Source organism: Amycolatopsis sp. NPDC041971 (genome assembly GCF_055588925.1).
Genome location: NZ_JBVJCE010000039.1, coordinates 1 through 10,754 on the forward strand (window position 1 = coordinate 1; position 10,754 = coordinate 10,754).

At 65.6% G+C, this 10,754-nt stretch carries 17 protein-coding genes and 1 pseudogene; 14 read left to right on the forward strand and 4 right to left on the reverse strand.

What is annotated here, in order from left to right; translation table 11 throughout:
- Positions 1–41: 41 nt before the first annotated feature.
- Positions 42–395, reverse strand: coding sequence for a hypothetical protein (locus ACZ6DT_RS39915; protein ID WP_465605195.1), 354 nt, complete (start codon positions 393–395; stop codon positions 42–44).
- A 135-nt stretch (positions 396–530) separates the two neighbouring features.
- Positions 531–1,115, reverse strand: a complete 585-nt coding sequence (locus ACZ6DT_RS39920; protein ID WP_465605198.1) for an AarF/UbiB family protein — start codon at positions 1,113–1,115, stop codon at positions 531–533.
- Here ACZ6DT_RS39920 and ACZ6DT_RS39925 point away from each other — a divergent pair.
- Positions 1,003–1,272, forward strand: a complete 270-nt coding sequence (locus ACZ6DT_RS39925; protein ID WP_465605240.1) for a PhzF family phenazine biosynthesis protein — start codon at positions 1,003–1,005, stop codon at positions 1,270–1,272. The genes ACZ6DT_RS39920 and ACZ6DT_RS39925 overlap by 113 nt on opposite strands.
- A gap of 76 nt (positions 1,273–1,348) precedes the next feature.
- On the opposite strand, the gene ACZ6DT_RS39930 is transcribed toward ACZ6DT_RS39925, so the two are convergent.
- Entirely contained in the window at positions 1,349–1,552 is a 204-nt protein-coding gene (locus ACZ6DT_RS39930) for a helix-turn-helix domain-containing protein (protein WP_465605201.1), read from the reverse strand.
- A gap of 94 nt (positions 1,553–1,646) precedes the next feature.
- Positions 1,647–1,943, reverse strand: coding sequence for a DUF1330 domain-containing protein (locus tag ACZ6DT_RS39935; protein ID WP_465605204.1), 297 nt, complete (start codon positions 1,941–1,943; stop codon positions 1,647–1,649).
- 277 nt (positions 1,944–2,220) lie between these two features.
- Between ACZ6DT_RS39935 and ACZ6DT_RS39940 the strand changes: the two genes are divergently transcribed.
- The 13 genes and pseudogenes from ACZ6DT_RS39940 to ACZ6DT_RS40000 all read left to right on the forward strand — a co-directional run bounded on the left by ACZ6DT_RS39940 (position 2,221) and on the right by ACZ6DT_RS40000 (position 10,692).
- On the forward strand, positions 2,221–2,430 hold the full coding sequence (locus ACZ6DT_RS39940; RefSeq protein WP_465605207.1) for a hypothetical protein: 210 nt from the start codon (positions 2,221–2,223) through the stop codon (positions 2,428–2,430).
- Positions 2,431–2,588: 158 nt separating this feature from the next.
- Complete coding sequence (locus ACZ6DT_RS39945; RefSeq protein WP_465605210.1) at positions 2,589–2,792, forward strand: hypothetical protein; 204 nt, start codon at positions 2,589–2,591, stop codon at positions 2,790–2,792.
- 13 nt (positions 2,793–2,805) lie between these two features.
- Positions 2,806–3,606 (forward strand): SGNH/GDSL hydrolase family protein, encoded by an 801-nt coding sequence (locus ACZ6DT_RS39950; protein WP_465605213.1) that lies wholly within the window; start codon positions 2,806–2,808, stop codon positions 3,604–3,606.
- A gap of 173 nt (positions 3,607–3,779) precedes the next feature.
- Positions 3,780–4,658, forward strand: a complete 879-nt coding sequence (locus tag ACZ6DT_RS39955; protein WP_465605216.1) for a bile acid:sodium symporter family protein — start codon at positions 3,780–3,782, stop codon at positions 4,656–4,658.
- A 384-nt stretch (positions 4,659–5,042) separates the two neighbouring features.
- Positions 5,043–6,281 carry a serine hydrolase gene (locus tag ACZ6DT_RS39960; protein ID WP_465605219.1) on the forward strand — a complete coding sequence of 413 codons (1,239 nt, stop codon included), beginning with the start codon at positions 5,043–5,045 and terminating at the stop codon, positions 6,279–6,281.
- A gap of 98 nt (positions 6,282–6,379) precedes the next feature.
- Positions 6,380–6,568 carry a hypothetical protein gene (locus ACZ6DT_RS39965; protein ID WP_465605222.1) on the forward strand — a complete coding sequence of 63 codons (189 nt, stop codon included), beginning with the start codon at positions 6,380–6,382 and terminating at the stop codon, positions 6,566–6,568.
- Between the two features lie 7 nt (positions 6,569–6,575).
- The gene (locus tag ACZ6DT_RS39970) at positions 6,576–6,989 is read left to right on the forward strand and encodes a hypothetical protein (RefSeq protein ID WP_465605224.1); all 414 of its coding nucleotides are present in this window, start codon (positions 6,576–6,578) and stop codon (positions 6,987–6,989) included.
- A gap of 16 nt (positions 6,990–7,005) precedes the next feature.
- Positions 7,006–7,614 carry a hypothetical protein gene (locus ACZ6DT_RS39975; protein WP_465605227.1) on the forward strand — a complete coding sequence of 203 codons (609 nt, stop codon included), beginning with the start codon at positions 7,006–7,008 and terminating at the stop codon, positions 7,612–7,614.
- A gap of 1,472 nt (positions 7,615–9,086) precedes the next feature.
- The gene (locus ACZ6DT_RS39980) at positions 9,087–9,281 is read left to right on the forward strand and encodes a hypothetical protein (RefSeq protein WP_465605229.1); all 195 of its coding nucleotides are present in this window, start codon (positions 9,087–9,089) and stop codon (positions 9,279–9,281) included.
- Positions 9,278–9,427 carry a hypothetical protein gene (locus ACZ6DT_RS39985; RefSeq protein WP_465605232.1) on the forward strand — a complete coding sequence of 50 codons (150 nt, stop codon included), beginning with the start codon at positions 9,278–9,280 and terminating at the stop codon, positions 9,425–9,427. The genes ACZ6DT_RS39980 and ACZ6DT_RS39985 overlap by 4 nt, the downstream gene beginning before the upstream one ends.
- 42 nt (positions 9,428–9,469) lie before the next feature.
- Positions 9,470–9,607: pseudogene (locus tag ACZ6DT_RS39990) on the forward strand (IS701 family transposase); the annotation flags it as partial.
- Between the two features lie 114 nt (positions 9,608–9,721).
- Entirely contained in the window at positions 9,722–10,033 is a 312-nt protein-coding gene (locus ACZ6DT_RS39995) for a transposase (RefSeq protein WP_465605235.1), read from the forward strand.
- Complete coding sequence (locus tag ACZ6DT_RS40000) at positions 10,030–10,692, forward strand: IS3 family transposase (RefSeq protein WP_465605238.1); 663 nt, start codon at positions 10,030–10,032, stop codon at positions 10,690–10,692. The genes ACZ6DT_RS39995 and ACZ6DT_RS40000 overlap by 4 nt, the downstream gene beginning before the upstream one ends.
- Positions 10,693–10,754: the final 62 nt, after the last annotated feature.

Genomic DNA, 10,754 nt, shown 5'->3' on the forward strand with positions numbered 1-10,754 from the left:
AGTGGCGGCCTCACGCGGAACGAACTCGCATGACACCCGGGCTAACGACCTTGACGTCCCTCATCAGCGCAAACAGGCTTAACTAAGTGGCATTGCTCCTTACCTCCCTTGTTCTCGTTGTCACCACCCCCTTTCGAGTTCCCGGCATTCGAGTGCGATCCAGCGGGGTTCTTGGCCACCTTGTCCGCGGCCTTCGCCGCTACTTTGAACACACCCATCCCTGGAACGTTGCCCGCGACTTTCATCGCGGACCCTGGACCACCGCCGCCGCTGTTGTCCGGAATCGGTTTCGCCTGCGCGGCGGCAGCCCCGAGCACTCCGAAGGCCACCGACACGAACCCTCCGGAAAGGGTGTACAGCACCGCGCGGCCCAGCCCCGTCTCGATTTCTCGCATACTTACCTCCCATCCCTGACGAGGCAGTGTGCGTCGCACCGGTACAGGCACGATTCATTCCCGGTACATCGAGTGCGTGACGGCGGGGTTCTTCGCCGGGCCGGCCTGCGGAGCTACGACCCTATGGTCAGCCCATCACCGCCGGTTGGGGCGGTCGACACCGACAACGTCCCCGACATTCAGCCAGGACAGCAGTGGGAACACCGTTTCCGGGACTGCGTACAGCCCCCAGCGGCGCTGCGGATCGAAGAGGCGCAAGACGAACGGGCCGAGCCGGAAGTCCTTTGCCCTGCGCCGGGTGACCGAGTCGATCAGCTGGGCTACCGCGGCGGCGAAGCCGTGCTGGTCGAAACCGGCGGGAACGTGCTCGGCACGGGCGACCATGATGCGCGCGCACTCGGCTCCGGCGCCCAGCGACATGGCATAGAAGAAGTCGGCGAACTGGGCTTTGGTCGTGGCCGACAGTTCGACGACGAAGCCGGCGTCGAGCACGATGACCTCTCCGTGCTCGGTGAGATACAGGTTTCCCGGGTGTAGATCGCAGTGCACGAACCCGTCGACGAACAGCATCCGGTACATCATGTGCAACACCCCGCGGACCACCTCCCTGCGCTGGGCCGCGTCGAGTTCGTCCGGCCGGTTCGCGCCGGCGATCGGTGTCAACGAGGACGTCGCCAACGCCAACAGCACCGGTTGTCTGGCCGCCCACTTGCTCGACACGACAGGGGCACAGACGATCGCGATCGAGGTGGAGCAGGGTGACAGCCTCGGTCGACCGGCCAGCGTGCTCGCTTCGGCCCGACGCGGGCCGACGGGCATCACGACCCGGGTCGGAGGGTTAGCGGTGGTCCGCGACGGACACCGAGGCGACAACTAGACCGTCCTCTTCTGCGATCCGCGCAGGGGACTGGGACTGTCCGTTGCGGTCAAGCGTTGGCACCCGGTGGTGGCCGTCAGCGGGACGCGATGTCGAGGACGTGGCTGAGTGTCCGTCGGGAGACGCCCAGCTTGGCGGCGACGGCGGTTCGGGTTCGTCCGGCGCCGAGCAGGATGCGGGCGTCGGCGATCTGTTCGGAGGTCAGGGCGCGAGGACGGCCGCCGACGCGCCCCGGACCCCCTACGCCGCGCGCCGGACTGGACATCAACGCCGATGCCACCGGCCTGACGCTGTTCGCGACGGTGCGGCGCGCTGACGAGCGGGGGGTGCTCCCGGCGGCGGCCTGGTGTTCGTCGCGGACGCATTCTCGGTCGTCAGCCGAGGCCTTCGATGATGCGGAAGTCGCGCTTGAAGCCGTCGGGGAGCGCGGCCAGCGCCTTCTGGTAGGCCGCACTCTCGTATGCGGCGACCGCCTGTTGGAAGCTGTCGAACTCGATCAGGACGACGCGCTCGGTGATTCCGGCTTCGTGTGCGACGACCCGGCTGCCGACGGAGGCGAGCACCCGCCCGCCCGCGGCCTTGACGGCCAGGCCGGCCAGTTCGTTGTAGACATCAAGCCTCTCGGGGTCCGCGATGGTGGGGTAGACGCTGACCCAGTAGCCCTTGGCCACGATTCCTCCTGTGTTCGCTGGTTCGGCTGGATCGCACCGCTGGCTTTCGCGCCGCTACTGGTTCATACCGGGCGCGTCGCTGGTTCCTCTTTCGCTACGGGCTTTCCGCCAACCGAGACAGTAGCGAAGCTACGGACAGCGCTGCTCGACTGTTTCGGCGGTGGAGCCGGCACAAAGGTCCGGCGGACGCTGCCACCGCTGAAGGGGCGGACGGCGTGAACCAGTTTGAGCCCGATCTACGAGCCCCGCACGCGCTGCGCGGGAAGAGGTGACGACCATGTTCTGGAAGCGCATGGCCGACATCCACAAGCGGGGCAAGGAACGACTCGAGGAGTTGGGGGAGAAACACCGCGATGAGACCGAGCGGCTCGTCGCTGCCGCACGGGAGGCGGTCGGCCCGCCCGATGCGGACGACGAGGCCGAGGCCTCCGTCGCGCCGCGCGTACCCATCGCCGCCCACCACGCACGGCATCCCAGCCGCGGGTGATGCGTGCGCGTTCCGGAGACCGTCGAGCTCCCTGGCGTTATGACGGATCACAACGATCGGTCGGGAACTCTGAACAAAGTCCTGGTTCGGACATGGCCGCCGGGCCCGCATCATGAGTCCAGCAAATTACTGGCAGGTAGTCAGAGCTGGAGTAGTCCATGCGAGCACGACGATGGCTCATCGCGGGGTTGGCGGCAATCGCCGCCACAAGCCGCAACTACCCAGCGATCGCGGCGCAGGCGCTGGGCGCCCGTCTGACCGACGTGTCCTGCTCGAGTGCGGAGCTCACGGCGCCGCTGCACCCCAACGCCGCCGGTATGGCCGCCTTCGGCAACGCCGTCGCTCAAGCCGTCACCCGATAAGTGAGGAGGGACAATGTCGTCCCGAACCCGTCTTGCCCTGGCCGCCACAGCAGCGCTCGCCTCGACCTGCCTGTTCGGTTCCACCGTTTCCGCCGCCCCCGTGGAGGACTACGTCGCCCTGGGTGACTCGTACTCCTCGGGCAACGGGACCTACGCCGCGAACCTCGACCTGTCGTGCTACCGCAGCACCTACGCCTACCCGTACCTGGTAGCGCGGCAGCGGGCGAACACCCGCCTCAGCTTCACGGCGTGCCAAGGTGCCAAAACCGACGACATCGTCAACGGTCAGAACCGTTCGCTGAACTCCGACACCGACCTCGTGTCGATCACGATCGGCGGAAACGACATCGGTTTCGGCGACCTCGTTCTCAGTTGCGCGGGCAGCTACAGCCCCGACTGCGAATCAGCGGTGGACAAGGCGAACACCAAGATCTTCACCGAACTGCCCGCCAAGCTCGACCGGGCCTACGCCGCGATCCGCGTCAGCGCGCCGAACGCGGGCAAGGTCGTCGTGCTCGGCTACGGCCGGTTCGCCGGACCGGACCTGGACTGCGCCGCAGCGGACGGGATCACCGCCGAGGAAGCGGGCCGCCTCAACGGCGTCAGCGACAACCTCGACTCGGTGATCAAGGACCGGGCGGGCGCCGCTCGCTTCGCCTACCAAAGCTCGATCGCCCGCTTCACCAGTCACGACGTCTGCGCCCGGGACCCCTACCTCAACGGCAAGAGCTGGAGTGTTGCCGACATGTACCACCCGACCCGCAGTGGCCACGCCAACGGCCTGGCCACTGCGCTGCTCGACGCGACCCGCTAGTCATACGCCGCGAACGAGCGGTCACGACCGAGTCGACAGCTGGGCTGCCGCTCACCCGTCACGTGACCGCCGGCAGGTCCGCCTGCCGGCGGGTCTGCCTGACACCGCTCGCCGACACCCGGTACGCCGCTTGCCTACCGGGAAGACACCCCGACCCCCGAAAGAGGAATAGCGTGAATTCACCGCTGATGTCCGTAGGGCTGCCGGTTGCCCTCGCTGTGATCATGTTCGGTCTGGGGCTGTCGCTCACCGGGGGCGACTTCACCCGCATCGCCCGTAACCCCCGGTCGGTCGGCATCGCGCTGGCGTGTCAGCTGCTGGTACTGCCGGTGGCGGCGTTCGGCCTGGTCCTGCTTTTCAGACTGCCGCCGGTCCTCGCGGTCGGCATGATGGTGCTCGCCTCCTCTCCCGGCGGGACGACGGCGAACCTGTTCAGTCATCTGTTCCGCGGTGATGTCGCGCTCAACGTCTCCCTCACCGCGGTGAACTCCGTCATCGCGGTGGTCACATTGCCGCTGGTGACGAACTTCGCGATCGGCTATTTCCAGCCCGACCAGGGCGCGGGCTCGGTGGGGTTGCAGCTCGGCAAAGTCGTCCAGGTCTTCGCGATCGTCCTGATCCCGGTCCTGGTCGGAATGGTGGTGCGCCGGCTGTGGCCCGCTTTCGCCGACCGGATGGACCGTCCGGTCCGGTTCGGCTCGGCGCTCACGCTGCTGGTGGTGGTCGTCGGCACCATGGTGGCCGAACGCGCCAACCTGGCCACCTACGTCCTCGACGTCGGCGCCGTCACGGTGCTGTTCTGCCTGACCAGCCTGACCGTGGGCTACTTCGTCCCGCTGCGGCTCGGCGTCGACAAGCACCAGGCTATCGCTTGCTCGATGGAGATCGGTATCCATAACAGCACCATCGCGATCACCATCGCCATCAGCGTCCTGGGCAGCACCGAGATGGCCGTTCCCGCGGCCGTCTACGGCGTCCTGATGTTCCCACTGGCCGCCGTCGTCGGCCGGCTCATCGTCCGACGGGACGCGTCTGCACGTGTACGCGTGTAGCTGTCGAAGCCGCTCAAGAGAGCCGCCGGGCCGCGAGGACTGCCCAGGAGGCTGGCGGTGGCGTCGCCGCAGCAGGGACGCCCGGCGATTCGGTAACCACATCGTGCCGGCGCGGCAGGCGACCTGAGGTGGTCTATCTGGCCGCGATCCCCGTGCGCCAGTCCTTCGGGGAAGAAACGATGGAGACTCCGCCCATCACGTTCCGAGAAGACGTGGACGCCGCTGGTTGCGCTGTCGTGACGGAGCCCAAATCTTTCGTCGCGATTTTGCGCTGAATCCCAATTACCACCATGACGAGTTCTATTAAAGTTTCGTCCATTGCGATTTCCGAATAATGGGTGGCAACGGGACTCGCACCACACAGCTCACACAAGGAGGCCCACTATGCGAAGGTTCACGAGATGGCGCTTGCTGGGGGTGGTGGTGTCGCTCGGCGCGGTCATCCAGCTGAGTGGCGTGGTGATCGCCCCATCCGGTGCACGTGCCGAGGTCACGGCGACCGATCCCGGATCAGCGCCGTGGCAGCAGGTCGAAATCGGTCGGGTGGCAGCTGAATGCGGGTTGGACCCAGAGCTGCTGAGGCAGGCCAACACGCGGCTGCCGAGCATTCCCTTCACGATCGTCCGGTACGGCAAGCTGTGTTGGACCAACCGGCCATCGCAGACGGCGTCGACCTACCACGTCGCGTCGGTGACCAAGACTTTCGGCGCGACGCTGTTCGGCATGATCGCCGCCCGCAGCGGGCTGGACGACACCGATGCGGTCACCGAGTGGATCCCACGGCTCGAGCTGGGGGGCATCAACCCGCAGGCGACCCTGGCCCACGTGTTGGCGATGACGGCCACCAAGCCGAGCCTGGCGACGGACCAGAAAGGCAGGTGGAGCTACGACGCTCTGGGCTGGCGGGAGATCGACCGGCTCGTCCGGGTGATGAACCGGGCTATCGAACGCGAGCCGCAGAATTTCCCCGGCGTGGCCAACGTCGAGCAGTTCGCGCAGAAGGAACTCTTCGACGTGCTCGGGATGCGTGACTCGTCCTGGGGCGGGAACACCATCGCTTACAGCCTGAACAGCACCACGCAGGACCTGTCACGATTGGGTCTTCTGCTGTTGCGCAAGGGCAACTGGAGCGGTCGGCAGCTGCTCGATGAGCGCTACGTCTACCGGATGACGCATCCGGCGTTCGAGGACACCAACACCGGATACGGCTACCTCACCCAGCTCAACGCGAACGCGGGGCAGACCTACTCCTCGGGAACCCCCGATCGCGAGTGCTCGCCATACGCCACCTGGCCGAGTTACCCGCACGCGCCGTTCCACGCGACAACCCACGATTACCACGGCTCCCCCTACAGCGACGAGCGCCACGACATCGGGCTCGCCTGGGCCTCAGGCGCCGGTGGGCAGCGAGTGTCCGTGCACCGGGGTCTCGACCTGGTGGTCGGGGTCCGCGACGACGCGACCAACGAGGGGCATAAACGGGCCTGGGCGGCGATTCGCCCGGCGCTGGTCGCGCTCGACAGCCGGTACGCGGGAGACGAGACGGCGTTCTGCGCGGCGTACCAGCGCGGCCAGTATGCGCCGGCCCTGCTCAGCAAGTGGTCACCGTCGGCGAGTCAATAGAGGCCCGACCGGAAAGAAAGGAAGTCATGTCCTCCCCAGCCCGCAGATGGTTCCCATCGCCCTTGCCGCAGTGACGATGGAGACACCGGCGGCGGAGCGTGATCAAGTTACCGATCCTGCTGAGGATCGCGGTGACGAAGTCCGTCGTGTTCCTGTTCACCGCGTCCTCGTCGATGCTCGCGGAGTCGGTGCCCTCGCTGGCCGACAGCAGCAACCAGGCGTTGCCGCTGGGCGGAAACGCGCGAAGCGAGGGCGACACCGGAGCATCCGTTCGGCTACGGACGTGAACGCTACGTGTACGGGTTAATCGTCTCGATCGTGCTGTTCAGTCTCGGTGGCCGCGCCCGGCTCACCGACGACGTCGAGGCAATCGTGCGCGACGTCCTGCGGAAGCGGTACGTCACCCGCCAGCGCCGCACCGTCTCCGTGATCGTCCGCGAGCTCACGAGGGAGTGCCGCGTCCGGGGTTCCCGTGCCGTCGCGGGGAACGGTGTTGCGCTGGATTGCCCAGCTCGACCCGGTGTCTGCGGCGGAGACGTCCTGGACGTCGCCTATTCGAAACGGCAGGGCAAGAAGCATGGCCGTGAAGGAGTGTTCGTGTTCCAGGTTCACGGTGACGGGAATCCGGTGATGATCCCGGCGACGGCCATCGGCCGATTCCTTGCATTCCTCCTGGATCGGGCACGATCCTCGAAGCGTCCCATGTGACGTACAGTGGGCCGCTGTGCTCAACAAAAGACTCTCGGTCGGCCTCTTCGTAGTGGCCGGCGCCCTCGTACTGGCCGGGTGCGACGGCTCTGCCGCGCCGGATGCCCGACAGGACGCTGCCGGGCTCGACCCCGCGAAGTGCGCTGACCCGAATTTCGCCAGTACTCACACGGATTTTTGTGTCGACAACGCCTCCGAGTCGGAGACGCCGGCAGCCGAAGCCGCCACCTTGTCCAACGGCTTGAAGGTCAGGATCATCTCCGCGAAGTCCGAGACCACGGATTCGAACGACTACAACTCCGGCCCAACCCAGAACGTCCTGGTAACAATAGCTACCGAGATCACGAATACCGGCAACGCGACGTTCGTCTTCCCGACGGCGAAGAGCAATGTCCGTGCAGAGTTGCTCTACGGCCGCAACCACGCCAAGGCGACGAACTCGGCAGTTCAGAAGGGCGGCTCCACCGACCTACCGGAGCAGCTCGTCGCGGGCAGATCGGTGACGATGGCGTCGACCTTCACGATGCGTGCCGGGGGCGCGGACAACGTCGTCTTCCGGTTCAACCCTGACAACACCGCCACAAACGACATCACTTTCACGAACGTCCAGACCTTGTACAAGTAGCGCTCGCGCGCCTTCCCGGCCCCGTCACCGGCGTCCGGGGCTTCTTCGTCGCCGCGGAAATCGTCGAAAGTCCTGTCCTCGCTTCGGGTACTCATGGTTCCCCACCGCGGATCCGGGGTCGCCGACGGGACTGTAACGCGAACGGTGTTTCCGGCCGTGGTTGTCAGCGCCCGGCCAGCGGTCACTTCGGACTTGATTTCGGCTGACATCATCGAGCGTTGGAGGGTGCGGTGTGGCGAGGCCGCCCTGCACTGGACGTTTCGCTTCTCCCGACCGGCAAGGGCGCGTTCACACCGACCTCGCCACCTAGGTGCAGCCGATCTCCCTTGCCGTCGTTGATGCGCAGCGCCGGATCGACGTTCGCCGTAGGCGGCGGTCTTGTCGACCGCGAGGTTGTAGTCGTCGAGGACGGCGCGGATGTTCACCTTCGGCCGCCATGAGGTCGTTGTCTCCGGCGTACGGCGTCACGATCTTTGGGTTCCGTGCGAGCGCGGGGCATCGAGCTTCCCCGCCGCGGCGAAACAGCGAAGAGCGCTGATCGATCCGATCGGCGCTCTTCGCGTGGTCACGACATCAGCAAGCTGAGCATCAGCGCACTTGGGCGTTGGGTTCCAGGAAGCTCCATCCAAGGCCGCACTGCACAGTGGCGTTGCCGGGATCTCCCTGCCGCGCCCAGGCACTGTAGAAGTTCGAGTAGTCGTAGCTGCCGGTAGGAGTCTGGTACTTGCAGCGGGCCACAGCCCGGTACTGCGTACCACGAGCAGATGAGTAACAGTAGGCTTTTGCCCCGTTTCCGGACTGCGACGCGCTGCAATAAGAGGGAGGTGCGGCGGACGCCGGCGATGCTACTGCGATGGACAGCCCGACACTTGTCAGTGTCGCGGCGAGCATGATCTTCGCGGTTCGCGATTTCATTCGAAGCCCCCGTGTCAAGTTGTGCCCCAGTGTCCGAGCAGGTGGTGTCGGACGCATCCGTAGTGTGACACATCCCGTGCACTTGTCACAACCCATGTGTGGAGGGGCGCGGGACGTCTTTCGCTTTGAGGAAGCCGTTCCCATGCATGAAAACTCTCCCCGCGACTCCCATTCCCGCTTCGAGGCGCGGTGTTCTGCGGGCTGTTCGGCCGATTTGGGCAGGAGCGCTGACTACCCGAGTGATGCGGTGCCCGACAAGTTGTTCGGCAACAGCGAGTATGTGTCAGGAGGCTCCGGTCACTTCGCATTCTTGCAGAGTCCCGATCTTCGCTGTGATTGTGGTGAGGGCGAATCCAATGTCGAGGTGGAAATTTGATGGTTCGTCCTTCGCCGGCAGGGCGGGCACTGCGCCGTATTCGATGTAGGCCGGGATCTGCGTGATAAGAGAGATTATGTCGAAGTCGATGCCGGTTTCCTCGATCAGTTCGTGTGCTACCGCCTCGTGCAGGCTGTTGTCGGCCAGCTCGACGTGCCAGCGCGCCTGGGGAGGCGTCAGGATGGTGCTGGGCCAGGATCGCGGCCTGGTACGCCGCGACGGAGTCGATTCCGCGGTCTTCGAGGACGACCTCGACGCCGACCGCCGCACCGAGGCCGAAACGGCCTACCAAAACGCGCTCATTGAATCGCCGCCGGCCTGTTGGCATGGATCGTCGAGAATGCGGGACCCGGACTCACTGGCGCGGATCTGGTGAAGGCACGGCTCGATACGCTCAAGATCGCGCTAAGCGTCGGTGTCGGCAGCGGCGGCGTGGTCGCGCTTTACCTCGCCTGGCTCCGCCAGCAGTCCACCGAAGCCGACCCGATCACCGCGAACGCGTCCTCTCCCAGAATTTCGTAGTCACTGCGGGTCTGGGACAGGGCCGTGGAGCCCGCGGCCCCCGGGCTCGACCACTATCAAGTCCGATCCTGGGGAGCGTGGTATGCCCATATCACCCTGTCCATGCTCGTCCATGCCTGGCTCGCTGTCTCCAGATCCCTTGCCTTAAAAGGGGAATCGGAGTCGACAAATCGGGCATGATCGGATTCACGCTACCGGAGATACGCCGCCTGCTGGCCAAACTTATTGGCTTGACCCGTTTTGGCGGACATCCAAGATCAGGGGGCATGTGCCTCCGGAAGGATGTCCGTCATCATGGAGATTATGGGGAAGAAGAAGCCTCGTGCTCGGCGTTCGTTCACGCGGGAGTTCAAGGCTGAGATCGTCGAGCTGTGCCAGCGCGGGGATCGCTCGATCGGTCAGGTCGCGAAGGATTTCGACCTGACCGAGACCGCCGTGCGGCAGTGGATCGCGCAGGCCGAGCTGGATGCGGGGGCCCGCGCCGACGGGTTGAGCACTGACGAGCGGGACGAGCTGTCCCGGTTGCGGCGGGAGAATCGCCGGTTGTCCGAGGACGTGGAGATCCTCAAACGAGCGACGGCTTTCTTCGCGAAGGAGATCCGGTGAACGTGTACCCGTTCATCGAGGCGGAGAACGCTGGCACCACCGGCAACGTGAAACGTTCCTGTGAGCTACTCAAGGTCTCCCGAGCCGCCTATTACGCCCATCGCGACGCCGAATCTTCCGCCCGCCAGCAGAAGGATGACGAACTGACCGCCGAGATCATCGCGATCCACGATGAGTCGAAAGGCACCTACGGAATACCCCGTGTCCACGCGGAGCTGTGCGCCCGCGGGCGGCGGCATTCCCGCAAGCGCGTCGCTCGGCTCCTGCGCGCCGCTGGGCGAGCGGGCAGGGCTCCGAAACGATGGCGCACCACGACGATTCCCGACCCTGCAGCGACCACTTCCACTGACCTTTTCGAGCGGGATTTCTCCTGCAGTGCAACAGAAATCAACACCCGTCGGTGTGGCGACATCACCTATATCCACACCTGGGAGGGCTGGTTGTATCTGGCCACGGTGATCGATCTCAGGTCGCGGCGGGTCGTCGGGTGGGCCACCGCGGACCACTTGCGCACCGAGCTCATCGCCGAGGCGCTCGACAACGCGGTCGCGCAGCGCCGGCCCGACCCCGGGGTGATCTTCCATTCCGACCGGGGCTGCCAATACCAATGCCACTTAGTTAAGCCGGTTTGCGCTGATGAGGGACGTCAAGGTCGTTAGCCCGGGTGTCATGCGAGTTCGTTCCGCGTGAGGCCGCCACTCGCCAATTCAGTGGCAGATTG